Raw genomic sequence first — 25845 nt, 5'->3', positions numbered from 1 at the left:
TTGTCATGGAAAAAGCAATAAAATTAATCAAAAACCGGTCTGATATCGGTGCAGGAACCCGAGGTTCGGATTTAGGGATTGATGCTATCGAAATAGCCGCAATTAATCAAGACAGCGACTATTTTAATCAATTTGAGTTTGAAGATGTGAAAACGCATAACGAATCCATTTATGATAAAAACCGAAGCACTTCTGCCAAAAGAATTGAGCACGTTGTGGAGCAGTGCACCAGAGTTTGTAATGCTGTAAAGAAAAATCTGGAACAGAATTATTTCCCCATAGTTTTATCAGGAGATCATTCCTCGGCACTGGGAACTATAAGTGGTATAAAAGCGGCTTATCCGGAACAGACCTTAGGAGTGATTTGGATTGATGCCCATGCTGATTTGCATTCGCCTTATACATCGCCTTCGGGAAATATTCACGGTATGCCATTATCGGCGGCTCTTGCAGACGATAATTTAAGTTGCCAGAACAATGAAGTGCCTCTTGAAACCCAACAGCATTGGGAGAAAATGAAAAATATCGGTAGTGAAGGTGCTAAAGTAATGGCAGAAGATGTTATTTATTTTGGTGTTCGCGATACCGAAGAAGCCGAAGATAAGCAGATTGAAAAGTTGCATATTCGAAATTATAAAGTTCACGAAGTACGTTATAGAGGACTTCAAACTTGTGTGACGGAGGCTTTGGCAGAGCTAACGAATTGTGATATGATTTATATTTCTTTTGATGTGGATTCCATGGACTGTGATATGATTTCATACGGGACGGGAACGCCGGTACCAAAAGGATTTGATCAATACGAGGTCATTGCCATTATTAATCAGATTATCGAAAGTAAAAAGGTGGTTTGCCTCGAATTTGTGGAAGTAAATCCACTTTTGGATACTAAAGGAAATAAGATGGCAGAAACGGCTTTTGAAGTTTTGGAGGCTGTTACTTCAACACTGATTTTACCTATTGAATAAGTTTTAAATATTGAATTAGTATAGGAAATCCCAAAATCTAGATAGATTTTGGGATTTCTTTTTTACGGATTTTACAGATTTGGTATTGCTTTGTTCATTTTTTAATAAATAAAACGGTTTAAATCTTGCTATATTCATTTTGCATGCAATTATAGTTAATTGTTGGTTCAACTTCACATATTTACGTATATTTGCAATAAGTATTTTTACTTAGTTTTATTCAAAATCGTATGATACAAGTGGACCAAGCCTTATCGATTATTGCAGAAAATAGTTGCAAGATGCCTATCAGAAAAATTAAAGTGGCAAAATCACTTGGTTTTGTTTTGGCGGAAGCAATTTATTCCCCAATGGATATGCCGCCTTTCCGTCAATCAGCGATGGATGGTTACGCTTTTATGCATGGTGAATTGCAACAGTTTAACGTGGTTAGCACTTCACAAGCGGGTGATTTTTCGAATAAAAAAATAAAAAAAGATCAGGCAATACGCATATTCACTGGAGCGTATGTTCCGGATAATTTGGATACGGTTGTCATGCAGGAACATACTACGGTTAAAAATAAAACGGTCGAAATTACTAAAATGCCTGCCCGTTTTGCGAATGTTAGAAGCAAAGGCGAGCAAATAAAAGAAAACGAACTTGTACTTGAAAATAATACGGTGATTACCCCTGCAGCTATTGGTTTTTTAGCTTGTTTGGGAATTACGGAAATAACAGTTTATGCCAAACCTAAAGTAGCCATTGTTGTTACAGGGAACGAATTGGTAAAAGTGGGCAAAAAATTAACTGAAGGAAAGATTTACGAAAGTAACTCTATTATGCTTGAAGCTGCTTTGCAGGGAATTGGGATTAAAAAAATTGAAACATTCCGGGTAAAGGATAATTTGAAGGCTACAAAAAGAATTATAAAAAGCTGTCTTGCTGCTTTTGATGTTGTGCTTGTTTCGGGCGGAATTTCGGTTGGTGATTATGATTTTGTCAAAGAAGCGCTTTTATTCAATGGGGTAGAAGAGTTATTTTATAAAATTAATCAGAAGCCCGGAAAACCGTTGTTTTTTGGAAAAAAAGACAAAACGATAGTTTTTGCCTTGCCTGGAAATCCAGCTTCGACTTTGGCCAGTTTTTACATTTATGTTCATCCGGCGCTAAAAATAAATATGGGTTTTGAGTCTATTCATTTGCCAAAAATCAAACGGAAAATAACTGCCCAATTTGAAAATATAACTGGAAAAACCTTATTTTTGAAAGGGTTGTGTGATGATGAAAAAGTTACGGTTTTAGAGAGTCAAAGTTCAGCCATGCTGAATACTTTTGCAGTAGCGAATGCTTTAATTTATTTGCCTTATGATGCCGTAAATATTGAAAAAAATCAGGAAGTACTGGTTATACCACTTAATTAATAGAGTAAAGATGTCAATAGTAAATAATGATTTTTTGATTTTATTCGGCGTATTATTAGCGGTGGTTGCGTTTTTGTATTCCAGCGTGGGACACGGTGGCGCTTCGGGATATTTGGCATTGATGGCGATTTTTGCATTCCCTGTTTCGGTGATGAAACCTTCTGCCTTATTGCTTAATTTGTTTGTTTCAGGAATTTCTTTTTTCTTTTATTATAAAAAAGATTTCTTCAAACCCAAACTGTTTTATCCTTTCGCGATAACTTCGGTACCGGCGGCTTTTATTGGCGGGATGATTCCGTTAGAAAATAGTTTTTATAAAATATTATTAGGAATCGTATTGATTTTGGCAGCGTTGCGATTGTTCGGTTTTTTTAATTCGAAAGAAACAGAAAGCACTAAAATAAATATTCCGCTAGCTATGGGAATAGGTTTTGGAATAGGTTTGTTATCCGGAATGTTAGGTATTGGTGGTGGCGTTATCCTGAGTCCAATCATTTTATTATTGGGTTGGGCAACGTTAAAAGAAACAGCAGCCATTTCAAGTTTATTTATTCTGGCGAATTCTATTGCAGGACTTTCGGGCTATTTTATGGGAGACAAAACGTTTCCAACAGAAAGTTTTTATTTAGTTCCAATAGCTGTTTTCGGAGGGATGTTAGGAGCCTATTATGGTAGCGGATATTTTTCCAATAAAGTGTTGAAATATGTGTTGGCAACGGTAATCCTACTAGCGAGTGTGAAGTTGATTGTTTAAATCAATAAATTATAAAGTATGCAAGTATCGATTCTTTGTGGAGGAAAAAGTAGCCGAATGCAGTCGGAAAAAGGTTTGGTATTGTGCCAAAACAAACCTTTTATCGAGCATATCATAGAAGCGGTTTTGCCAATATCAAGTAACATTCAATTGATTACCAATACAAACGATTACGATTATTTAGCATACAAAAAAATAAAAGATATAATAGCAGATAAAGGACCTTTGGGCGGAATATATACCGCGCTGGTTCATTCAGAAACTGAAATGAATTTGATATTAAGTTGCGACATTCCATTAATTTCTACCGAAATACTATTGGAATTGATTGAAAAGCATGGTACAAATTTTGATGTTTCTGTTTTTAAAGATAATGATCGGATTCATCCTTTGATAGGAATTTATTCTAGAACAGTAATACCTGTTTTAAAAAAGGCAATTGATGATAATGATTTGAAAATGATGCGCTTCATTTCAAATGTAAAACATCAATTGATTCCGATTACGGATGCCAAAAGACATCTGTTTAAAAATATAAATTCTGTTGCCGAGTTAAACGAATTGAATACCAATTTATTCTAGTTAAAATGAAAAATTCAAATACACCAAAATTGACAATCGTAGGGGCAGGTCCCGGAGATGTAGAGTTAATCACTTTAAAAGCAATTAAAGCATTGGAAAGTGCTGATGTTGTTTTGTATGATGCGCTTGTAAATGAAGATTTATTGCAGTATGCGACGCATGCAGAAATTATTTTTGTTGGAAAGCGTTTTGGTTGTCACGCGTACAGTCAAGATCAAATTAATGAATTGATTGTGTCGATGGCAAAACGTTTTGGTCATGTCGTTCGTTTGAAAGGCGGCGATCCATTTGTTTTTGGAAGAGGAAGCGAAGAAATAGAATATGCTCAAAAATTTGATTTAGAAACCGCTATTGTTCCTGGAATTTCATCTGCTTTAGGTGTGCCGGCGTCTAATGGAATCAGTTTAACACAAAGAAGAGTAGCCGAAAGTTTCTGGGTAATTACTGGAACTACTTCGGATCATAAATTATCAAAAGACGTATCTTTGGCTTCTCAATCATCAGCCACAGTGGTTATCTTGATGGGAATGAATAAATTGGACGAAATTATTTCGATTTATCAAAACAATAGAACCGATGATTTGCCTGTTGCCATCATTCAAAATGGAACAAAAGACACGGAGAAAAAAGTGATTGGAACCATAAGTTCAATAACGAAATTAGTCGAAGAGCACCAACTTTCGTCTCCTGCAATTATTGTCATTGGTGAAGTGGTGCGAAATGCTTCAAAATTAACGACTTATTTTCAAGAGGAATTATCCGAGGATGAGTTTATTTTTCAAAACTTAAATTTAACGGCATGATTGCAGTAAAATATTTTGGCGCCATAGCCGAAAAAACCAAAAGTCAAGGAGAAGAAATTTCTTTTTCTGATTTACCTTTACATCAATTATTAGCATCATTAGAGCAAAAGTACCAATTAAATCAACTTTCTTTTAGTGTTGCAATTAATCAAAAAATAGTACAGGATACAGCAAATTATATTCTGAAAAGCAATGATATTGTTGCTTTATTACCGCCATTTGCCGGAGGTTAGGATTTTTGATTGCTGATTAACGATTTTTGATTTAAGATTTAAAAAACAACTAAGGCTTTTGATAATATATTGCCGCTAAGGCGCAAAGACATTAAGGAAAAAGAATTAGAAAGTAGTGATTCTTCAATAAATCTAAAAAAAACTTTGAGCCTTCGTGCCTTTGTGGCAAAATTCAATAGATTTTTGATTGCTGATTAACGATTTTTGATTTAAGATTTAAAAAACAACTAAGGCTTTTGATAATATATTGCCGCTAAGGCGCAAAGACACTAAGAAAAAGGAATTAGACAGTAGTGATTCTTCAATAAATCTAAAAAAACTTTGAGCCTTCGTGTCTTTGTGGAAAAATTAAATAAATAGTTGTGGTTACTGAATAATTACAACGTTTGTTTTAAACCTAAATTTATGGAAACAGCACGATACAACCGACAAATTATACTTCCTGAAGTGGGTATTAATGGGCAGCAAAAACTGCAACAAGCCAAAGTCTTGATCATTGGTGCCGGCGGATTGGGTGCGGCTGTTTTACCGTATTTGGCTGCAGCCGGAATAGGGGAAATTGGTATTATTGACGACGATAGAATCGAAGTGAGCAATTTGCAGCGCCAAGTGATTTACAAAAGCAGTTCGGTGGGGAAAAGTAAAGTTCTTGAGGCGGCAGCAATGGCTTTGGAACTCAATCCTTCTATAAAAATAAATGCAATCACTGAAAAATTAGACGCGAAAAATGCAATTTCGTTATTCGAGCAGTACGATATTATGGTTGATGCCACGGATAATCTGAATACTAAATATTTGATTAATGATGCGTGTTGCGTAACCAATAAACCGTTTGTTTACGGTTCTATTTATAAATTTGAAGGACAGGTTTCTATTTTTAATTATGAAAACGGACCTACATACCGTTGTTTGTTTCCAGAGGAAGCTAACGAAGTTAGGAACTGTAATGATGCAGGTGTTATGGGAATATCGGTTGGAATCATCGGTATGTTTCAGGCCAATGAAGTATTGAAAATGGTTTTAGGAATAGGGGAGTTGTTGTCTGGGAAATTATTGGTTTATAATATGTTGAATAACGAACAACAGAAGTATGATTTTTCAAAAACAGACACAAACACGATCGATACAGTAGCTTTCGAAAATAAATACACCTCAGTTGAAAGTGCAACAATTGAAATCAGTGCTGCTCTTGCATTGGAACAAATGCATCATCCGGAAGTCCTTTTTCTTGATGTTCGAAATTCAGAGGAGTATCCAAAAATAACAATCAAAAATGGCCTTCAAATTTCGTTAGACCGTTTAGAAGCAACCTTGCATCAACTGGATGCTAATGCAACGCTATTTGTTTTTTGTCAATCCGGAATTAGAAGTAAAAAGGCAGTGGAAATCCTTAGAAATAATAATTTTACGAATGCCAAAAGTATTGCCGGTGGCGCTAAAGCATTGAATGAAATACTGCATAAAGATACTGTTTCTGTTTCCTAAAATATAAAAATAAAGATCATGAGTAAGAAAACTGTTTTCATTCAGGGACCAATTTCTTCGGAATTTATAGGGCAGTCGATTGCGAAACACCAATCGAAAACCACTATTGGTGCACACAATATTTTTTTGGGTCAAGTGAGAGCCGATGCAATTGATGGGCAAACCGTAGCTGCAATTGATTACACCGCTTACGAAGAAATGGCTGACGAAGCACTGAACGTGATTAGAGAGAAAGCTTTCGCACAATTCGATTTGATTTGCATGCATATTTATCACAGTTTGGGCGTGGTTAAAGCAGGAGAAATCTGTTTGTTTGTCTTTGTTTCGGCAACCAGAAGAAAGCAAGTGTATGAAGCCACGGAAACGATTGTGAATTGGATTAAAACAGACGTACCTATTTTTGGTAAAGAAATATTTGAAAACAGTACTTTTACCTGGAAGAAAAACACGTTATAAATGGTTGATATCACACATAAAATAAGTACGCTCCGAACAGCGACAGCAAAAGCAACAGTAATTGTGAGTCTTCAAGCCACAATTGATGCCGTTGTAAATAATCTGGTTCCAAAAGGAAACGTACTGGAAATGGCAAAAACTGCCGGGTTGTTTGCGGTGAAAAACACGCATTTATCCATTCCGGATTGCCATCCTATTCCAATTGAATTTACATCGGTAGAATACGAAATCAACGAATTAAGCATTGATATTATCTTCAAAGTGAAAACGGTTTACAAAACCGGAGTTGAGGTCGAGGCCATGCACGGTGCTTCGATTGTGGCGCTGACAATGTATGATATGCTGAAACCAATCGATAAAAACATTGAGATTTCGACGATTAAATTAATCAGCAAGGAAGGCGGGAAATCGTCTTTCAAAAATAGATTTCCATCCGCAATTAAAGCGGCGGTTTTCGTTTGTTCCGATTCAATTTTTGCAGGAGACAAACAAGACCGTTCCGGTAAAATCATTGTCGAAAAACTGGAAATTAGCGGAGTCGAAACTACGCATTACGAAATTATACCTGATGAAATTGATGTGATTCAAGAGCGAACTAAAGCTTTCGCAAAAGAAAATCAATTGATCATTTTTACCGGAGGAACTGGGCTTTCGCCAAGAGATGTTACGCCGCAAGCATTGGAACCGTTATTAGAAACCAGAATTCCGGGAATTGAGGAAGCAATCCGCAGTTATGGGCAACAGCGCATGCCGTATTCGATGCTTTCCAGAACAGTTGCAGGAACTTTAGGGAATTCTTTGGTATTGGCTTTGCCAGGTTCAACCAATGGCGCAAAGGAATCCATGGATGCGATATTTCCTCATGTGCTGCATGTTTTTCATATTTTAAAAGGCAAAAATCATGACACCAAATAATGCTGTTTTAACGGATGATTTTGGACGTAAACACAACTATTTGCGTATTTCCTTAATTGAGAAATGCAATTTGCGTTGTACCTATTGCATGCCAGCCGATGGAATTGTATTAAGTCCAAAAGCGAGCTTGATGACGGCTGATGAAATTTATGCCATCGCCCAAACATTCGTCAATAATGGTGTTGACAAAATAAGACTTACCGGCGGGGAACCGTTATTAAGAAAAGATTTCCCTGAAATTATAGCCAAACTGGCTTCTCTTCAAACCGAGATTTCCATTACTACAAACGGAATTCTGATTAACAAATATATAGACGTTTTAAAGGAGTTTAACGTTAGAAAAATCAACTTGAGTTTAGATACTTTGGTGGCTTCCAAATTCCATTCGATTACGCTTAGAAACCAGTTTCAGAGTGTAATTGATAATTTACATTTATTGCTGAATAATGATTTCAAAATCAAGGTAAATGTGGTTTTGATAAAAGGATTCAATGACGATGAAATCATTGATTTTATTAAACTCACCGAGTTTTTACCGATTTCGATTCGGTTTATAGAATTCATGCCTTTTGCAGGAAATGAGTGGGACAGAAGCAAAATGGTTTCTCAAAATGAAATTCTGGATCAGGTGCAACATCATTTCCCGGAATCCCATGTAGAGAAATTAGAAGACGATAAAAACTTTACCGCCAGAGAATTCAAAATAAAAAACTACTTGGGAAGTTTTGGGATTATCAGTTCGATAACCAATCCTTTTTGTGACGGTTGCAACAGAATTCGCCTTACAGCAAACGGGAAAATAAAAAACTGTCTGTTCTCCAACTCCGAAACAGATTTACTGACGCCTTTCAGAAATGGCGAAGCGTTAGAAGACCTGATTGCTTTTGCCATTAAAAACAAAAAGAAAGTACGGGCAGGAATGACTACTATCGAGGATGTGAACAATCCCGCTTTGAATCAAGATAACCGCAGCATGATTGCGATTGGCGGTTAATATCCCACTTTTTTTTAGAAGCTAATCCCGTTATTCGTTACAACCCATTTGGTCTCAAACCCTTTTTCTAGGCGCTGGCAGGAGCTCCCTCCCGAAGTGTCTGGATTCGCTCTGCCACCACCAGAAAAAGTGGTTTTCCTCCTGCATTTGGTTTTCACTGCTACCGGGGCTAGGGATTTTGTGCAAAAAAAAGAACGTTAATGAGGTTTCCCGTAAAGTTTACAATCAAGAAGGAATTATTTTTGAAAAAGATATAAAGCTTAATTAGTTTTTATAAGTATTTTCGGTATTAAGTCATATATTTGAAAATAAATAAACACTAAAACTTGTCAGACCTATCTACCCAATTTAGGGGGTCAGACCTATATAATAGTTGGCAGAAAGCGTGCGAAAATAGAAAAACAGAATAGAAAATGATGGGAAATATTTTTAATAAAGTTTTTATTGTTCATTATATTGATGAAAAAAGAGAAAAGCTAATTGCAGAAATTGATAAACTTGAAATTACTGAATCAACAAATATTGTCGATTTAATTGTACGTTTAAATAGAATCTACAAAATTGAACCTCTAAAAATAAACGAAGTAATTCCGACTAAACCTATTGAAACTACTCGAAATAGAAGAAATGAATGGGGAGATAATTACGTGCAAAAAATATATGAAATAAAGATTTCAATTGCATTTGACGGCGATAGTTACTTATTCAATTGCTATCCATCGACTTCAACATCAGTATATATAGATAAAAGTAAAAATGTAACTATAAATTCAAACAATTTTATTAGTGCAACTATAATTCTTGAAGATTTGGAGACTTCAAAGTATGAAGCAGAAATTTCAAAACTTAAAAGTGAATTATCTGCTAATATTCCAAGATTAAATATAGAAATTTCACCTTGGAACGATTCAGTAGAGACATTAATAAAACAATATCTTGAAAAAAGAAAAGGTTTAGTTTCAAAAAAACTAGATTTTATGGAAAGTATTGGCTTAAAGGTCAATCCAAAATCTAATGATTTTATGATTCCAACACCTATTGCAAAAAAAACTATTCCTATTCCTGTATCAGAAATATCAAAAAACGTAAAAAAAGAAATTATTCCAATTTTACAAGAAGAAGTTTATAATGACATTAAAGAAGTGTTATATAATGTTGGAAAAGCAATTGAGAGAAAGCCATCAATTTATATTGAAAAACACGAAGAAGATTTACGAGATATTTTTTTGTTATTTCTTGAAACTAGATACGAATCTACTAGTGGCATAGGAGAAGCATTTAATAAAGACGGAAAAACAGACATTTTATTAAAGTTTGCAAAAGACAATACAAATTTATTTGTAGCTGAATGCAAGTTTTGGAGAGGACAAAAACATTTTTCAGAAGGAATTAATCAATTACTTGGTTATTTGACACATAGAGATTCCAAAACTGCATTAATGATTTTTGTTAACCAAAAAGAACTTACATCTATAATAGAAACCTTAAAAACAGAAATATTAAATCATCCGAATTTTAAAAGATTAGTAAAGCAAAAATATGATACGTCTTTGAGTTATGAGTTTTCATTGCCTCAAGACTCACAAAAAATTATACAACTTGAAATATTGTTATATCATTTCCCTAAATAAAAGACAAAAACGCCATCTGCCAACAGCTACTCCTATAACGGATTTGGGCAATTGGCTTAATGGAAAGTTGGTTTTGTATTTGGGATGTTGGCAAATCCGATTAATTGGCTTAATTTAATCCCAAACCCTCTGTAATACTAGGACGTTAGTGGCAAACTGTCCGCAGAAATCGAAAAAATGAGATAAATGGAAGAAAACAAATTTATTAAAATATCCAAAGAAGAAACTACTAAAGCTGAATCAAGAAATATTATTTTAAGATTTTGGGAAGATTCTGTTTTTAGTCAATTAATTGCAACAGGGATTTTGGTATCATTACCAATTTTGAGTGCAATAATAGTAAAATTTTTAGATGGTAAATCTATTAGTGATTTTTTTGTAAATTTTCTTCAATTAGAAATTCAACTTTACATTTTAATTCTTATTACACTAACAATTCTTATTATCTATTTTATATATCTAAAATATTTTCAAAACAAAAAGAAAAGTGAAAAATACTATTTAACTAAAATTGTTGGTAATTATAGATTTGGAGACTTGAATAATGTTCTATTAACTAATTACATAGAACTTCCAAATCATATGCAATATCAAGTTGGATTAAAAGAATTAGATTTATTAACTGCTTTTAGATTATTTATTCCACAATTTAATTTTGGAATTGGTTGGAATCATCCAACTGATGAAGGAGATTTTTTGCATTATAATTTAGGACCAGAATTGATGTCTTTTGGACTATGTGAAAAAGTTCCATCTATTGAAAATAATGCAGAAGGAAACATAAATACTTATATTATTCAGACTTCTGAAAATGGATATAAATTCTTTGCTTTACTTGAGAGTTATGACAGAATTTTTAATATGAAATCATATGAAGAAGAAATTAAAGAGAAACAAAAAATTAAGGACGAAGTTCTTGAAAAAAAATAAAGCCAGCCACTAATCACCGCTTGGCAATATGGCGGTTTTGGGCTTAATTTGAAGTTGGTTTTGTACTTGAAAAATTAGTGTTTAACCGAAAGTTTAGGCTTACTTAATCCGCCACATCGCCAAGCAACCAAACGTTTAGCGGTAAATTTAAAAAACAAAAAATGAAGAAAATATACTTTTATTTTTTTTTGATATTTATTTCCTGCAAAAATGCAGAAACAGAGGATAAACTTGAGAAAGCCATTTCAGAAATAGAGACTTTAAAGATCAAAGGAAAACAAGATTCTTTAAAAGTTGCAGAAAACTATAAAAACTTACTAGATTCAGTTAATGTAAATTCTGAAAATTCTTTAGATTTAAGTACACAATATGAAAAACTTAAAAGTTCAATTTTTGTTGTTTACACTTCAAATGATTTTGAAACATTTCAAGGAACTGCTTTTTTAGTTGACAACAAAGGTACTTGTGTGAGTAATTTTCACGTATTCAAAAATGTAAAAAAAGCAATTCTTGAGAATAGTAATGGTAATAAGTATTCTCTACTAGATATTATTAAATATGATGAAGAAAATGATTATATAATCTTTAAAATTGATTTAAAAAATGAATTTATAAATCCACTAAAAATTTGCTCAATAAATCCAAAAATAGGTGAAGAATGTTTCACTATTGGCAATCCTAGAGGTTTAAATCAAACTCTTTCAAAAGGAATAATTTCTGGCTATAGAAGCGAAAGTAAATTAATACAAACAACAACAGAAATTACTCACGGAAGCAGTGGTGGTCCATTATTTAATAGCAAAAGTGAAGTTGTAGGTATAACCACATCTGGATTAGGAGAAGCAAATATAAATTTTGCAATTAACATTAATCAATTAAATTTTGAAGAAGAAGTAAATGCAATTAATAATAGTAATGATTTTTTTATTGTTAATAGTGAAAAAGCCTATTTTCATAATTACCCTGATATTTCTTCAAAAAGAAATGCATATATTGTTAAAGGTGACGGAGGAAATATTATAGAAAGTAGGAATGGCTTCATATATGTTATTTTCAAAAATAATAGAAACCAAATTACTAAAGGTTGGATAAATATTAATGACATTGAATACAATTAAAATCTACCGCTAATAGCAGTTTGGCAATATGGCGGGTTTTGGCATAATTTGAAGTTGGTTTTGTACTTGTTTTCGGCGAAAAACAGTAAAAACAAGGAATTGTAAACCCACTACATCGCCTAGTAGCAAGACTTTGTAGGCAATTTTACCGAAAAAAATGACGAAATTACGGTTTTCTATAAGGAAAGTTAAAATTTTATATTTAACCTTTGTAACGTTTCATATATTTTTTCAGAAAAGTCACATTTAGTAATTTATAATAATGGAAAATAATTGAATATAAATAATAATGTAAAATACTATGAGAAAAATAATTGTTGGGATTCTATTAATATTATTTCCTATTATAACATTTGGACAGAATAATACACAAGAAACACTATCGAAATTTATTATTTCAGATGCCACAGATAACGGTAATGATATAACTGAAACAATTCTTGACCAAAGAGGTTATTTAGTTTTTTATACGAATAATGACGACAATTTATATATGGCAAATGTTTGGAAAAAAAATGATACCCAAAGTTTTGGAAGGCTATACAATACTGAGCATAAAAAATTAAAAGAAACGTATGAGAACTTCGAAGCTGATATTTTTTACTTTAGATGGAGATACATTAATAGCTATAACACAAAAAAAGGTACTGCAACAGTCGAATTAATAAAAATATATAAGCCACAAGGTGTAACGTTTAAAATTAAAATTATTCTAGAAAATTTAGATGTTTTAGTTTATAAAGGCTATATGGAGGGTACTTTAGACTTAAATAGATACTCTAATTAATTTAAAATAAAACATATGATCAAATTTTTTTGTGTTTCTATGCTAATATTTTTTTGTGTTTCTTGTAATAAAATTATCGAACCAGAAGCACCTGAAAAAATTTTTGAAAAATATAAGAGTAGTGTTGTATTAATTGCTAGCCAATATTATTATGAAGTTTATTCGGGCAATACAACCTATTATTATTCACCAAGTTCAGAAAAAAAACTTTTCTTCTCAAAAGAAGAAGTTCTCAATAATCTATCCTTTTCCACAGGAACAGGATTTGTTATTTCTGAAAAAGGCGAAATCATTACAAATAATCATGTTGTAAATCATAAAGACGAAAATTACAAAATAGAATTAATGAATTTTTATGAAAAAGCAAAATCAACTATTTTGTATGATGTTAAAATGTACAATGATACAATTGACCAAATAAAATCTACTTATTATCAATATTATGACCAATTGGATTACTATGAAAAACAGAATTATGAAAAACGTTATGATTTAGTGATTGATAAAAAAAACTTTTTAGCAGATTTATACCAACGAATTGAAAATATTGATTTATCTAATTCAACTTCAAAATTAATAATTCACAAATTAGGTATAGCTTATAATGATACTCACGTAACTGAATTTGATGATTTACAAGAGTGTGTAGTTGTAAAAACTTCAGAAAATGAAAAAATTGATTTAGCTCTTATGCAAACAAAAAGTAAATCATTTAATACTAAACCAAATTTCATTTTCAATTTTAAAGACAATAATCCAAACATCGTTGAAAACCCAGAGAAAAATAAAGAAAGAAACATAAAAAATCCAATAAAAATAAACGAGGACGTTTTTATGATAGGTTTCAATCGTGGTTTTTCGTTAGCAAACACAAAACAAGGAATTAAATCTCAATTTACAAGTGGCAAAATAAGTCAAGAAAATGATGGAGAAAGAATTTTATATACAATTCCGACATTAGAAGGTTCAAGTGGCAGTCCAATTGTTGATAAATGGGGAAATTTGATTGGGGTTAATTTTGCAAAAATCACAAATAGTCAAAGTTTTAGCTTTGGCGTTCCAGTAAACGAAGTGAAAAAATTTTACGAAGAATAAGATTTTATGAATGAAAAGGAAAACAAACTCTGCCTGGTGCTCGTTTTCAACGAGTACATACTTTAATTATAGGTACAAAACGTAGCGTTTGTAACGCGGTTCATGAACCAATTATAAGCTTTTCCATAAAGAGTATTTTGTAGTAGTTCTTACTTTTGAGAGGTTTATTAATTGCGATTGCTTTCGCCCCGGCGAACAGGTAGTTCGTCGCAATGACCAGATTGTGGAAATGTTATTATGAAAAAAGTTCGTGATTTTTAGCCCTAATGGTCGAATTGTTTTCACAATTACCTAGTAGCGTAGCGAAGAAATACAGCGGACAGCAGGTGGTTTCGTTCTTGAAAATGCCAATTGTTCTGCTCCTAAAGATAACCGTCCAGTTTACAGGAACTTTCTGCTTGTGTCTTGAAACTAAATTTTTAAAAAATAGCGATATCGCATTTGGTTTGAGTTTCCTCCTTTGTCGGACACGAGCGATAGCGAACTGGCGTAGCAATGAAAAAACGCGCATGATTTAGTATTTTTTGTCAAGAAAGTTTGTCATCTCGACGAAGGAGAGATCACATTTCAGTTTAGTATTTTAAATTTGTTTTAAATTAAAACATAAAATTGTTTGCTATTAAAACATCTTGTATTTTTGTAGCGACAAACGAACTTCTCAAAAATCATGATTTTTCAAATTTCACAAATTCAAATTGGACAGCGTATTGTTGAGTTAAGAAAGAAAAAACAACTTTCACAGGAAGACTTAGCAAAAATTGTTGGAATATCCAGACCTTCTTTAACGCAAATAGAATTGGGCAAAAGAAGCATAAATAGTATAGAGTTACAAAAGTTTGCTCATGTGCTTGGTTTTTCGTTGGACGATTTTATGTCTGAAGGCTTTACAACCGGTGGAATTATTATTTCAGAAGATGCTGAAAAACCAAAAACGGTCAGTGATAGAGTATCGGTTCCTTCTTTACAAATAGGGAAGTTTAAGAATGTGCTATTGTATATCTTGGAAAGATGTGCCGGTAAGCCAAACGTTGGTGAAACTGTTTTATACAAGTTATTGTATTTTTCTGATTTTAATTATTATGAATTATATGAAGAACACCTTACCGGAGCAAATTACAGAAAATTACCTTTTGGGCCAGTACCACAAAATTTGGATACCATTATTAATCAAATGATTGATTCTAATCAAATACAACGTATAAAATCAGAATATCATGGTTTTCCTCAAACACGCTATTTGCCATTAGAGAAAGCTGATTTAACAACATTAAAAGCCAGTGAGAAAGAAATAATTGATAGGGTTATTGAACAGATGAGTGATTGGTCAGCTGCTGCGGTTAGTAATTATTCGCATAAAGACATTCCTTGGATGGCTTCAAAAGAGGGAGAAGATATTAATTATGAATTGGCTTTTTATAGAGAACCTCCTTTTTCAGTAAGGAATTATGAAGAGGATATCGAATTATGATTTTATTTGAAGAAATTGAGCCATTTAAGAAAGATTTAAAAACGCTGTTGAAAAAGTATAAGACTTTAAATGACGATATAAAAGTTGTGAAAAAAGTTTTGGAAATTTTACCTGATGCGAGACCACCTTTCAGTTTTAGAATTGATAATTTAGGAATTGAAAGTTGTGTGATTAAAGTAAAAAAAATAGCCTGTAAATCGTTAAAAGGTAAAGGAGTTAATTCTGGATTGCGTTTGGTTTATGCTTATTTCAAGGACGATAATAGGATTGTTTTTATTGAAATATATCATAAAAACGATAAGGAAAATGAGGACAGAGAGCGAATTGTCAATTGTTTTGAATAATAATCTAAATTCGATTATTATTTTACCACTAATAAATTGTATATCATTAATTTGCGGTTAACTGGCTTTCCTGCAAGGTCTTTTTTTACCTTGTAGGTATGTAAATCTAAAAATGATACCTACAAGGTTTTGGAAACCTTGCAGGATTATAAACGGTGATGAAAATCAATACTTTAATAATCGACTCAGGTTAATAATAAAAATCCACTGGCGCTCGTTTGTCCACTTCTCTGGTACCTATTTTAATTATAGGTACAAAACGTAACGTTTGTAACGCGGTTCATAAACCAATTATAAGCTTTTTCCATAAAGAGTTTTTTGTAGTTAGTTCTTACTTTTGAGAGGCCTATTTAAGTGTGATTGCTTCCTCGTAATGGCCAGATTGTGGAAATGTCATTATGAAAAAGGTTCGTGATTTTTAGCCCTGATGGAAGCGGCATCCTCGTAGCGTAGCGAAGAGATACAGCGGACAGCAGGAGGTTTCGTTCTTGAAAACGCCGATCATTCTGCTCCTGAAGATAACCGCCCAGTTTACAGGAACTTTCTGCTTGTGCCCTGAACCTAAATTTTTAAAAAATAGCGATATCGCATTTGGTTTGAGATTCCTCCTTTGTCGGACACGAGCAATGATATAATGAATAACAGATCAAATGGAAAACAAAAAAGGTGGTCCGTTACAGACCACCTTATTACTATATAATGCAAGGTTTATAATTAAACCAAGTCGAAACGGTCTAAATTCATCACCTTAGTCCAGACTGCAATAAAGTCTTTTACGAATTTATCTTGAGAATCGGCACTTCCATAGACTTCAGCGATAGCTCTAAGCTCAGAGTTCGAACCAAAAATAAGATCAACACGAGTTCCAATCCACTTCAATCCGCCTGTTTTACGATCAGTACCTATAAACAAATCATCAGTTTCCGAAGCAGCTTTCCAAGTCGTACCCAAATCGAGTAGGTTTACAAAGAAATCGTTGGTTAGCACTTCTGGACGCTTCGTGAAAACACCGTTTTGAGATTGGTCAAAGTTGGCATTTAGAACACGCAAACCACCAACAAGAACGGCCATCTCTGGAGTTGTCAAGGTAAGCAGTTGCGCCTTATCCACCAACATTTCCTCAGCTGATACCGTATATTTAGTCTTAGCGTAATTGCGGAAACCGTCAGCTTCAGGTTCTAGGACTGCAAATGATTCTACATCAGTTTGTTCTTGCGATGCATCGGTTCTTCCGGGTGTAAAAGGAACTTTCAGATCCTGACCGGCTTGCTGTGCTGCTTTCTCAATACCAGCACTACCGCCTAAAACGATCAAGTCAGCAATTGAAACCAGTTTACCACCAGACTGAGCGTTGTTGAATGCTGTTTGAATGTCACCAAGTGTTTCCAGCACTTTTGCCAGTTGACCAGGATTGTTAACTTTCCAGTCCTTTTGAGGTGCCAATCTAATACGAGCACCGTTTGCGCCACCACGTTTATCGGAGCCACGGAACGTTGAGGCCGATGCCCAAGCGGTAGTCACCAGTTGGGAAACAGTTAGTCCTGTCTCCAATATTTTTGCCTTAAGTGTAGCGATGTCATTGTCATCAATTAGTTGATGCGTAACGGCAGGAACAGGATCTTGCCAGATTAATTCTTCCGTAGGTACTTCTGGTCCAAGATAGCGTGCTATTGGACCCATATCGCGGTGTGTCAACTTGAACCAGGCACGACCAAAGGCATCTGCAAACTTATCAGGATTCTCGTGGAAATATCTTGAAATGGGTTCGTAAATAGGATCTGCTCTCAAGGCAAGATCAGCCGTAAGCATCGTTGGCGCATGACTCTTTGACGGATTATGTGCATCCGGAACGGTACCGGCACCTGCGCCAGCTTTCGGTTTCCATTGATGCGCACCAGCCGGACTCTTCGATAGTTCCCATTCGAATCCGAACAGGTTTTCGAAGTAATTGTTACTCCACTTTGTAGGTGTAGTAGTCCAAGCACCTTCAAGCCCGCTGGTAATGGTGTCTTCTCCATTTCCGCTACCAAACGTATTTTTCCAGCCGCAGCCTTGCTCCTCAATACTCGCAGCTGCAGGTTCTGCACCTACATATTGGTTTGGATCGGCAGCACCATGGGTTTTCCCGAACGTATGTCCACCGGCAATAAGTGCAACAGTTTCTTCGTCATTCATCGCCATACGGGCAAAAGTTTCCCGAATGTCACGCGCAGACCCAACTGGATCAGGATTTCCGTTAGGTCCTTCAGGATTCACATAGATAAGCCCCATTTGGACGGCAGCAAGAGGGTTTTCTAGTTCACGGTCACCCGTGTAGCGCTTGTCATCCAACCACTTTCCTTCAGAACCCCAATAGATGTCTTCTGCTGGCTCCCAAACATCAGCACGTCCGCCGGCAAAACCAAAAGTCTTGAAGCCCATCGACTCAAGGGCACAGTTTCCGGTAAGAATCATCAGGTCAGCCCATGAAATTTTCTTCCCATATTTCTGTTTGATTGGCCATAGCAGTAAACGAGCTTTATCGAGATTTGCATTGTCAGGCCAACTGTTCAGCGGCGCAAATCGTTGTGTACCGAAACCTGCACCACCGCGGCCATCAGCGATACGATACGTACCTGCACTGTGCCACGCCATACGAATGAAGAACGGTCCGTAGTGACCAAAATCTGCTGGCCACCATTCTTGAGAAGTAGTCATTAAATCAAAGAGGTCTTTTTTTACTGCATTTAGATCGAGACTCTTGAACTCCTCTGCATAGTTGAATTCCTCGCCCATAGGATTGGTTAGGGATGAATGTTGGCGAAGGATGCTTAATTTCAATTGATTTGGCCACCAGTCATTGTTTCTCGTTCCAGATCCGGCAGTTTGTTTTGAAGCCCCTCCTGAAAACGGACACTTGCTCTCTGATGAGTTTTCATTGTTGTTGTTTTCCATAATATGATTGATTTTTTGTTTTTAAACTTTAATGCTAATTTAATTGTTTTCTACTTATCAAAAATATTTTATTAATAGATAAAAACTATAACGGTAACTATTATCCGTTATGCAATCAACGTATTGAAATTACTGAATTAAAAGAAAATCAGAGTTTCTGGATATCAAACCTGAACTCTTATGGTTTTGATATCCAGATAGGGTATTTGTCTTATTATAAGAAATAATAGCATAAATTAGCGAAACCAAAAAGCCGTTTTATGGCGCAAAGCGACCTAAATTAGTGTAGATATGCGCTATAATGTAGCGGAATACGTAGAAGTTGGTGTTTATATAAAAAACATGAATAGAAAATACATCATACTTTTTTTATTAATTTTTTCACTTAGTTGTGAAAAAAGAAATTCTGTTTTAGAATTTGAACAAAATGTATTTGATCAAATTTTTCTAAATGTAGTAGATTTAACTTATAAGGACAAAAGACTTTATACACTTTTTCCAGAAGTGAGTCCTAAATTATTATATGATAAAGATGGAAAATGGATTGGAAGAGATACAACTGGACAATATCAGAGAGAAGTAGATTGTGAACTAAAAAGAGAAATTTTAAAAAAAGACACTTTAAATCTTATAATCGCAATTGATAATGAAGGATTAATAAGTATGAAAACAGATTTAAAAAAATACAGTAACAATAAATTCATTTTTAAACATTTTTCTGAACTTCCTAAAATTGAAGAATATCAAAACTGGGGAGTAAAATATCCCAAATTTGCTGGAGTAATGTCTTTTTCAAGAATTCAATTTAACCACAAAAAAGAAAATGGAGTTTTGAATGTTAGCTATTCTTGTGGTGGTAAATGTGGCTTAGGATATTCAGTTTATATCAAAAAAAATAATAAAAAATGGATTGTATATAAAGTTAAACAAACTTGGATTTCATAAAATACAATGGCTAAAAGAGATTTGGGTATTAGTTTTTTATTTGAAGTTGGTCTTTTACTTGAATTAAAAGCTTTAGCCTAAAGAAATTTAACTTACTCCCAAAGCCTTTAAAACGTTACTATTTTAATTATTACTGCAACTCCACCTTCACATTATACTGATTTAAGCTCAAAATATTTTCTATAGATCCAAAAGTAGAAATGCTCTTTTGATATTCTCTTTCTTTTTTCAAAGCAATTTGTTTGACGCAGTTTTGAAACCGACTCACTTCTTTCAAATTCGTAAGGATTAATCCCGGAACAGGGGCATTTTTTCCTTCTTTATCTTTGGAAACCATAGTAAAATAAGACGAATTACAATGTTTTATAACTCCGGTTTGAATATTTTCTGCTTCTACACGAATGCCAATAATCATAGAACTCGTTCCCACGTAATTTACGCTGGCTTTCATGGTTACTAATTCACCCACTTCAATAGGTTTCAAGAAATTCACCGTATCTACAGAAGCCGTTACGCAATAATTTCCTGAAAATCTTGAAGCACAAGCAAAAGCAATTTGATCGAGTAAGGATAAGATATAACCTCCATGAATTTTGCCACTAAAATTAGTGTGCGAAGGCAGCATTAATTCCGAAATGGTGATATGTGAGGAACTTACCGTTTTGAAAGTAGTGTTCATTTAATGTATTATTTATGTTTGTAAAAGGCTTTTTATATAGTGTTCAGTTTTTCTCCGGTCAAAACTATAAAATTTATTTTTGGAGATCCACATAAAGAACAACAGTAGTCTTCGGGCAAATCTTTAAATAAAACTCCTTTTTCAATTCCTTGAATGACATCGCCAAATTCTGAATTGTATATCGTCAAACATTCCGGACATTGATGGATATCTTGTGCAGCTTTTTCTTTTTTGTTGGCTGTTTTAGGTACTTCAACAATTAGATTTCCTAATTCCTCAAAATATTTTCTACTCAATTCAATCAAAATAGTCGGTAGCTCCAGTTTGTCTACATCTTGTGTATGAACAATATATTCTTTGGTATTTGGATCAAAATTTTTGGCGTACAAAACATTATAGGTATCTCTAATTTTGATGGATTCTAAGTCTTTTGGTAACTCATTTTTTTCGACTACAATCGAAGTGAAATAATGTCCTTCACGATTGTATTCTGATATACCAAAGGTAAGTCCATAGGTGCTGATGTCAAATTGATCGAGCGTTCGAACCAGAAAAGTTTTGAGATTCAAGGCCCACTCCATCGCAACCGGTAAGTGCCAGTTAAGTTCCAATAGCGAGTGACGAACGTTAATTCCTTTTTTGCCCAAGAATTTTTCCCAATCTAATTTTCGTTCCTTTGGAATCCCTTTTACAATAAAGGATTTCCATGGCGTGATACATATTTTACCAATTTTGCAATCAAAACATAAATCGCACATTTCTTTTAAAAAGTCTAAATCGTATAGATTATTTCTCCAATACAATCCCAACCAATATTGATCGATACCTAATTTATTCATTCCTTCATAGTAAGGAAATGGATAGAAAGGAATGTTTAAAGGTTTGTCAATGGTTCTGTTATTAGTGTCTAAAGCATCGCTGACCAATTGAAAAATCATGTCTACAGAATCAGGTTCTTCTTCCAGTATTTTTTCAATGGCATAATATACTTCGGCGATATTCCAACTGTAAATCAGTACGGGATACATTTCCATTTTATCCCATTTTGGCAAACGGATATAGAGAAACCAATAATCTTCATGATCCGAAGCAATAAAGTTGATGTGTCCTGTAAATAAAGGAACTAACTGTTGTTTTGGATCGGTGATGTTTACTTTTAGCTTGGGTTGATCTTTAAATTGTTCTAAAATATATAAAAACTTATTTCCCGTAAGCCAAGGGGTATTTCTAAAAATATCTGTAGATACATAGGAAGAAACAATGTTGTTTCCGCTTTTTTCATTGGGATAAACAAAATGGTTCTTGCCTGTTTTTTCCTTTTCAATAGGAGTGAAGCCTTTAGGAAATATAATGTCTTGTCGAGAACCAAAAGAAATTGCATCCAATCCTTGTTCTAAAGCCATATTTACAATTACTCGCAATTCACCTGGTGAAATCACGCCTCCTTTTACTATTAGTCTTGTCAATTCCATAATTTATAATTTAGAGTTTTTAGTCTCAGTTTTCAGTCTCAGTACGCAACTGAAAACTGAGACTGAGACTGAAAACTATTTTATTTAATCTTCGCCAATATCTCTTTCACTTCGGTTTTGCAACTGCCACAACCTAATCCGGCACCTGTGGTTCTGCATAATTCGGTAAAGTTGGTCACGCCTCCTTTTATGGCTTCTTCAATATTTCCGCTTCCTACTTGACTGCAGGAACAAACTAATTTGCCTATTACCGGTTTAGTATTCGAACTTCCTCTAAGTAAAGTATTTCTTTTATCAGATAATTCGATTTTGCTTTCAATCATGGTCTTGAATTCGGCAAACTCATTTTTATCCCCCATCAAAATAGCGCCTATTAACAAGTCGTTTTTGACGATACATTTTTTATAGTATCTTTTTCCTAAATCAGCAAACACAATTTCTTCGTAAGAATCGTCATTGTCCGGGATTTCTATTTCACCAATACTACATAAATTAATGTCTTCCAGTTTCAAGATATTCATCAAAACGGAACCTTTATAAAAACTGCTGATATCGCCGGCCATAAAATTCGCCAACACATCAGCCTGTTCTTCAGCTGCTGAAGTAATTCCAAATAACTGGTTGTTGAATTCAGCGATTTCTCCAATGGCAAATACATTAGGAATGGACGTTTGTAAATACTGATTTACTTTTACACCACGACCGCAGGATATTCCTGATTCTTTGGCTAATTCTATATTTGGAATAGTACCAATGGTATAAACAATCGCATTGGCAGTTATAATTCGACCACTTTTCAGGGCAATTTCTATTTCGTTTGGATTGTCTGTTTCGAATACGGTACTGACTTCATTATCAAAATAAATTTGAATGTCACGAAGTTGTACTTCTTCGGCAAGTAATTTACTCGAAATTCGGTCCAATTGACGTTCCATTAATCGGGAAGCCCTTTGAACTATCGTGATTTTTACTTTTTTATGTTTTAAGGCTGCGGCCAATTCCAATCCTAATAATCCACCACCTACGATAACTACATGTTGTTCTTCGGGAACTAAATTAGTGTCATCCAGATAGTTTTTCAATCGGTCTGCATCTTCTTTTTTTCTAATGGTGAATCGTCCCGGTAAATGCAATTGTGCATTTTCAGGAATAAAAGGTCGGCTTCCAGTTGCTAATATTAAGGAATCAAAGGAATGGGTTATACCATTACTATCGAGAATTATATTTTCTTTGGTGTTGATACTATCAATTGAAACACCTGATTTCATAGTGATATTTAGCTTACTTAAAGCTTCATCTTTTATTTTTAAAAGCTGTTCCCAAGAAAGTTCCGCAGTCACGTATTCCGGTAATAAAACCCTGTTGTAAAATGGATTTTCTTCATTTGAAAAAACAATAATTTCGTCAGATGTATTGATTTCCCTGTAGTTTTGAATGAATCGGAAAGCAGCTGCTCCGGCACCTACAACTGCGATTTTTTCGAAAGGTTTTACATATTTGGTAACCGAAACAGTTGTAAACTTAAAATCGGGTTCCTTTGAGACAGGATCTACAAGGGTGTTAGTCAAATTATTGGTTCGATTCAAATCATTTTCCAATTGTTTTCCCCAATGCATCGGCAAGAATAGCACGCCTTCTCTAATGGTGTCAGAAACTTTAGCTTTTACACGAACGGTTCCGTTTTTGCTTGTTACCACAACAATATCTCCGTTATTTATGGATGCTTTGTAGGCGTCAATAGGATTTATTTCAAGCACAGGACTCGGAATATGCGTCATCAATCGAGCCACTTTGCCCGTTCTGGTCATCGTATGCCATTGGTCTCTTATACGGCCAGTGGTTAGAATATATGGAAACTGATCATTTGGTTGTTCCGAAGTGTTTTCAATAGCCGTTGGGATATTAAAAATGGCTTTTTGCGAAGGCGTATAGAATTTTTTATCGGTAAATAAACGAGGTGTTCCAGGATGCCCGTAATCAGGAACAGGCCATTGAAAAGTACCTTCGTTTTTTAGACGATTGTAATTTAAAAAGGAAATATCTATGTTGGTGTCTTTTGTCATTAGACAATGCTCCTTATAAATATCTTCGGTACTATTGAAATTGAACCCGTTGAAATTCATTTTTTTAGCAAAACGAGTCAGAATTTCCACATCAGATAATGCTTCTCCTGGTGCATTGATACCTTTCGGCAAATAAGAAATTCGTCTTTCAGAATTGGTCATGGTTCCTTCTTTCTCTAACCAACCCGCTGCCGGCAATAATAAATCGGCAAATTTTGACGTATCGGCATTATGGGAAATATCCTGAACCACCACAAATTTGGCATTAGCCAGCGCTTTTTCCACTCTGCGGGAGTCTGGTAAACTTACCATTGGATTGGTACAAATAACCCAAATCGCTTTCATTTTTCCGGATTCTAAAGCATCAAACATCTCTGTAGCCGTTAATCCCGGTTTTTCAGATATGTCTTCAACTCCCCAAAAATCAGCTACTTCTTTACGATGTACCGGATTGTTTAATTCTTTATGAACAGCCAGTAAATTAGCCATTCCACCTACTTCACGACCACCCATAGCATTAGGTTGACCAGTCAATGAAAAAGGCCCGGAGCCTGGTTTTCCTATATGTCCGGTTAATAAAGAAAGGTTAAGTAAAGCGGTATTTTTGTCTACGCCAATAGCACTTTGATTGAGTCCCATTGCCCAAAGCGAAAGAAATCCTTTGGCTTTACCAATAATGTCAGCAGCTAATTTTATGTCATTCAAAGGAACGCCACAAAGTTTAGATGCTTTTTCTAAGGAACTAGAGAGTACTAAATCTTTATATAATTTGAAATTTTCAGTGTGGTTTTTGATGAAATCATTGTCGGCATATCCTTTTTCGATTAACCTTTTGGCCAAAGCATGATATAAAACAATGTCAGTACCCGGTATGATTTGTAAATGCAAATCGGCAGCTATTGCCGAATCCGTTCTTCGAGGATCGATTACAATGATTTTTGTTTTCGGATTTTTTTCCTTGTGTTGTTCTATTCGTCTAAAAAGAATAGGGTGGCACCAAGCAGGATTGGCTCCTGTTATTAAAAAGGTATCTGCCAGTTCAATATCGTCGTAAGCGATTGGTACAGAATCTTCACCAAATGTTTTTTTGTACCCTGCCACCGCTGAACTCATGCACAAACGGGAGTTGGTATCGATATTATTGGTTTTCAGAAATCCTTTTACCAGTTTGTTTACCAAATAATATTCTTCCGTAAGACATTGACCAGAAATATAAAAACCAACACTGTCAGGACCATGTTTTTTTATTATGGACGAAAAGACTGCTGCTGCACGATCCAAAGCGGTGTCCCAGCTCACTCTTTCCATAGGATGTGATTTACTCCATCGCATTTCTGGATAAAGGATCCTGTCGGAGGTATCATTGACTACATAATGAAGGTTCATTCCTTTCGAACAAAGCATGCCTCTATTCACCGGATGGTCTTTATCGCCTGTAACGGTGACTCCATTTTTAGAATCATTGGTTACTATAATTCCGCATCCTACTCCACAATAGGAACACGTGGTTTTGATTTCTGAATTTTGCATTATTGAATTTCTTTATTAATAATGAAAGCTTAGTATATTGATCTGTTTCTATCTTACGAAAGTGTAAAAATAAGTATTTTTACGTATTAATACGTATTAAATGGATTTTATTTTATAATTTTGGGTAAAATAAATATTTAGTACCAAATCATTTTGTGAACAATTTTAAATTTTAGCTATGACATCGCCATGATTCAATCCCGAAGCGTCGGGACATAAAAAATAATGAAGAATGGCGATAGCATATTGCTTCGCC

22 protein-coding genes are annotated in these 25845 nt (G+C 34.4%); 18 read left to right on the top strand and 4 right to left on the bottom strand.

Annotation, left to right across the window (positions count from 1 at the left end; genetic code table 11):
- Nucleotides 1-5 precede the first annotated feature (5 nt).
- From rocF to ACM55F_RS03895, 17 genes are all read left to right on the top strand, one after another.
- The gene (gene rocF / locus ACM55F_RS03975) at nt 6-968 is read left to right on the top strand and encodes an arginase (protein ID WP_416852407.1); all 963 of its coding nucleotides are present in this window, start codon (nt 6-8) and stop codon (nt 966-968) included.
- A gap of 230 nt (nt 969-1198) precedes the next feature.
- Nucleotides 1199-2371, top strand: coding sequence for a molybdopterin molybdotransferase MoeA (locus ACM55F_RS03970; RefSeq protein WP_416852406.1), 1173 nt, complete (start codon nt 1199-1201; stop codon nt 2369-2371).
- A gap of 10 nt (nt 2372-2381) precedes the next feature.
- On the top strand, nt 2382-3125 hold the full coding sequence (locus ACM55F_RS03965; RefSeq protein WP_416852405.1) for a sulfite exporter TauE/SafE family protein: 744 nt from the start codon (nt 2382-2384) through the stop codon (nt 3123-3125).
- An 18-nt stretch (nt 3126-3143) separates the two neighbouring features.
- Nucleotides 3144-3707, top strand: a complete 564-nt coding sequence (locus ACM55F_RS03960; RefSeq protein WP_416852404.1) for a molybdenum cofactor guanylyltransferase — start codon at nt 3144-3146, stop codon at nt 3705-3707.
- Nucleotides 3708-3712: 5 nt separating this feature from the next.
- Nucleotides 3713-4510, top strand: coding sequence for a uroporphyrinogen-III C-methyltransferase (gene cobA / locus ACM55F_RS03955; RefSeq protein WP_416852403.1), 798 nt, complete (start codon nt 3713-3715; stop codon nt 4508-4510).
- Nucleotides 4507-4743, top strand: coding sequence for a MoaD/ThiS family protein (locus tag ACM55F_RS03950; RefSeq protein ID WP_416835611.1), 237 nt, complete (start codon nt 4507-4509; stop codon nt 4741-4743). Before cobA ends, ACM55F_RS03950 begins: the two co-directional genes overlap by 4 nt.
- Before the next feature lie 405 nt (nt 4744-5148).
- Nucleotides 5149-6228 carry a molybdopterin-synthase adenylyltransferase MoeB gene (gene moeB / locus ACM55F_RS03945; RefSeq protein WP_416852402.1) on the top strand — a complete coding sequence of 360 codons (1080 nt, stop codon included), beginning with the start codon at nt 5149-5151 and terminating at the stop codon, nt 6226-6228.
- An 18-nt stretch (nt 6229-6246) separates the two neighbouring features.
- Nucleotides 6247-6684 (top strand): molybdenum cofactor biosynthesis protein MoaE, encoded by a 438-nt coding sequence (locus tag ACM55F_RS03940; protein ID WP_039107939.1) that lies wholly within the window; start codon nt 6247-6249, stop codon nt 6682-6684.
- Nucleotides 6685-7599 carry a bifunctional molybdenum cofactor biosynthesis protein MoaC/MoaB gene (gene moaCB, locus ACM55F_RS03935; RefSeq protein ID WP_416852401.1) on the top strand — a complete coding sequence of 305 codons (915 nt, stop codon included), beginning with the start codon at nt 6685-6687 and terminating at the stop codon, nt 7597-7599.
- On the top strand, nt 7586-8593 hold the full coding sequence (gene moaA, locus ACM55F_RS03930; RefSeq protein WP_416852400.1) for a GTP 3',8-cyclase MoaA: 1008 nt from the start codon (nt 7586-7588) through the stop codon (nt 8591-8593). Before moaCB ends, moaA begins: the two co-directional genes overlap by 14 nt.
- A 413-nt stretch (nt 8594-9006) precedes the next feature.
- Nucleotides 9007-10224: a hypothetical protein gene (locus ACM55F_RS03925; protein ID WP_416852399.1), complete on the top strand. Its 1218-nt coding sequence runs from the start codon at nt 9007-9009 to the stop codon at nt 10222-10224.
- Between the two features lie 186 nt (nt 10225-10410).
- The gene (locus ACM55F_RS03920; RefSeq protein WP_416852398.1) at nt 10411-11154 is read left to right on the top strand and encodes a hypothetical protein; all 744 of its coding nucleotides are present in this window, start codon (nt 10411-10413) and stop codon (nt 11152-11154) included.
- Between the two features lie 161 nt (nt 11155-11315).
- On the top strand, nt 11316-12272 hold the full coding sequence (locus tag ACM55F_RS03915; RefSeq protein ID WP_416852397.1) for a S1C family serine protease: 957 nt from the start codon (nt 11316-11318) through the stop codon (nt 12270-12272).
- A gap of 301 nt (nt 12273-12573) precedes the next feature.
- Nucleotides 12574-13059: a hypothetical protein gene (locus tag ACM55F_RS03910; RefSeq protein WP_416852396.1), complete on the top strand. Its 486-nt coding sequence runs from the start codon at nt 12574-12576 to the stop codon at nt 13057-13059.
- A 15-nt stretch (nt 13060-13074) separates the two neighbouring features.
- The gene (locus ACM55F_RS03905) at nt 13075-14154 is read left to right on the top strand and encodes a S1 family peptidase (RefSeq protein WP_416852395.1); all 1080 of its coding nucleotides are present in this window, start codon (nt 13075-13077) and stop codon (nt 14152-14154) included.
- 667 nt (nt 14155-14821) lie between these two features.
- A complete protein-coding gene (locus tag ACM55F_RS03900) occupies nt 14822-15622 on the top strand; it encodes a type II toxin-antitoxin system antitoxin SocA domain-containing protein (protein WP_416852394.1) in 801 nt (266 codons plus the stop codon).
- Complete coding sequence (locus tag ACM55F_RS03895; RefSeq protein WP_416852393.1) at nt 15619-15966, top strand: hypothetical protein; 348 nt, start codon at nt 15619-15621, stop codon at nt 15964-15966. Before ACM55F_RS03900 ends, ACM55F_RS03895 begins: the two co-directional genes overlap by 4 nt.
- A gap of 714 nt (nt 15967-16680) precedes the next feature.
- Here the strand turns inward: ACM55F_RS03895 and katG are convergent.
- The gene (gene katG, locus ACM55F_RS03890; RefSeq protein ID WP_416852392.1) at nt 16681-18900 is read right to left on the bottom strand and encodes a catalase/peroxidase HPI; all 2220 of its coding nucleotides are present in this window, start codon (nt 18898-18900) and stop codon (nt 16681-16683) included.
- Nucleotides 18901-19242: 342 nt separating this feature from the next.
- Here katG and ACM55F_RS03885 point away from each other — a divergent pair, with 342 nt between their 5' ends.
- Complete coding sequence (locus ACM55F_RS03885; RefSeq protein WP_416852391.1) at nt 19243-19845, top strand: hypothetical protein; 603 nt, start codon at nt 19243-19245, stop codon at nt 19843-19845.
- Between the two features lie 130 nt (nt 19846-19975).
- Here the strand turns inward: ACM55F_RS03885 and ACM55F_RS03880 are convergent, their stop codons facing one another.
- From ACM55F_RS03880 to ACM55F_RS03870, 3 genes are all read right to left on the bottom strand, one after another.
- The gene (locus tag ACM55F_RS03880; RefSeq protein WP_416852390.1) at nt 19976-20524 is read right to left on the bottom strand and encodes an acyl-CoA thioesterase; all 549 of its coding nucleotides are present in this window, start codon (nt 20522-20524) and stop codon (nt 19976-19978) included.
- Nucleotides 20525-20556: 32 nt separating this feature from the next.
- Nucleotides 20557-21996, bottom strand: coding sequence for a rubredoxin (locus tag ACM55F_RS03875; protein WP_416852389.1), 1440 nt, complete (start codon nt 21994-21996; stop codon nt 20557-20559).
- Nucleotides 21997-22076: 80 nt separating this feature from the next.
- Nucleotides 22077-25589: a molybdopterin-dependent oxidoreductase gene (locus tag ACM55F_RS03870; RefSeq protein WP_416852388.1), complete on the bottom strand. Its 3513-nt coding sequence runs from the start codon at nt 25587-25589 to the stop codon at nt 22077-22079.
- Nucleotides 25590-25845: the final 256 nt, after the last annotated feature.

Source organism: Flavobacterium melibiosi (genome assembly GCF_048158545.1).
Taxonomy (GTDB): Bacteria; Bacteroidota; Bacteroidia; order Flavobacteriales; family Flavobacteriaceae; genus Flavobacterium; species Flavobacterium melibiosi.
Note: the sequence above shows the minus strand (reverse complement) of the source record. Positions and strands in the feature narration are given on the sequence as shown.

Excerpts from the sequence above, each read along its gene's own strand:
- ACM55F_RS03895 (WP_416852393.1), top strand. The coding sequence starts at position 15,619 with ATGATTTTATTTGAAGAAATTGAGCCATTTAAGAAAGATTTAAAAACG.
- katG (WP_416852392.1), bottom strand. The coding sequence starts at position 18,900 with ATGGAAAACAACAACAATGAAAACTCATCAGAGAGCAAGTGTCCGTTT.
- moaCB (WP_416852401.1), top strand. The coding sequence starts at position 6,685 with ATGGTTGATATCACACATAAAATAAGTACGCTCCGAACAGCGACAGCA.
- ACM55F_RS03960 (WP_416852404.1), top strand. The coding sequence starts at position 3,144 with ATGCAAGTATCGATTCTTTGTGGAGGAAAAAGTAGCCGAATGCAGTCG.
- ACM55F_RS03965 (WP_416852405.1), top strand. The coding sequence starts at position 2,382 with ATGTCAATAGTAAATAATGATTTTTTGATTTTATTCGGCGTATTATTA.
- ACM55F_RS03885 (WP_416852391.1), top strand. The coding sequence starts at position 19,243 with ATGAATAGAAAATACATCATACTTTTTTTATTAATTTTTTCACTTAGT.
- ACM55F_RS03900 (WP_416852394.1), top strand. The coding sequence starts at position 14,822 with ATGATTTTTCAAATTTCACAAATTCAAATTGGACAGCGTATTGTTGAG.
- moaA (WP_416852400.1), top strand. The coding sequence starts at position 7,586 with ATGACACCAAATAATGCTGTTTTAACGGATGATTTTGGACGTAAACAC.
- ACM55F_RS03910 (WP_416852396.1), top strand. The coding sequence starts at position 12,574 with ATGAGAAAAATAATTGTTGGGATTCTATTAATATTATTTCCTATTATA.
- ACM55F_RS03950 (WP_416835611.1), top strand. The coding sequence starts at position 4,507 with ATGATTGCAGTAAAATATTTTGGCGCCATAGCCGAAAAAACCAAAAGT.
- ACM55F_RS03940 (WP_039107939.1), top strand. The coding sequence starts at position 6,247 with ATGAGTAAGAAAACTGTTTTCATTCAGGGACCAATTTCTTCGGAATTT.
- ACM55F_RS03970 (WP_416852406.1), top strand. The coding sequence starts at position 1,199 with ATGATACAAGTGGACCAAGCCTTATCGATTATTGCAGAAAATAGTTGC.
- ACM55F_RS03870 (WP_416852388.1), bottom strand. The coding sequence starts at position 25,589 with ATGCAAAATTCAGAAATCAAAACCACGTGTTCCTATTGTGGAGTAGGA.
- ACM55F_RS03880 (WP_416852390.1), bottom strand. The coding sequence starts at position 20,524 with ATGAACACTACTTTCAAAACGGTAAGTTCCTCACATATCACCATTTCG.
- ACM55F_RS03915 (WP_416852397.1), top strand. The coding sequence starts at position 11,316 with ATGAAGAAAATATACTTTTATTTTTTTTTGATATTTATTTCCTGCAAA.
- ACM55F_RS03875 (WP_416852389.1), bottom strand. The coding sequence starts at position 21,996 with ATGGAATTGACAAGACTAATAGTAAAAGGAGGCGTGATTTCACCAGGT.
- rocF (WP_416852407.1), top strand. The coding sequence starts at position 6 with ATGGAAAAAGCAATAAAATTAATCAAAAACCGGTCTGATATCGGTGCA.
- cobA (WP_416852403.1), top strand. The coding sequence starts at position 3,713 with ATGAAAAATTCAAATACACCAAAATTGACAATCGTAGGGGCAGGTCCC.
- ACM55F_RS03920 (WP_416852398.1), top strand. The coding sequence starts at position 10,411 with ATGGAAGAAAACAAATTTATTAAAATATCCAAAGAAGAAACTACTAAA.
- moeB (WP_416852402.1), top strand. The coding sequence starts at position 5,149 with ATGGAAACAGCACGATACAACCGACAAATTATACTTCCTGAAGTGGGT.
- ACM55F_RS03905 (WP_416852395.1), top strand. The coding sequence starts at position 13,075 with ATGATCAAATTTTTTTGTGTTTCTATGCTAATATTTTTTTGTGTTTCT.
- ACM55F_RS03925 (WP_416852399.1), top strand. The coding sequence starts at position 9,007 with ATGATGGGAAATATTTTTAATAAAGTTTTTATTGTTCATTATATTGAT.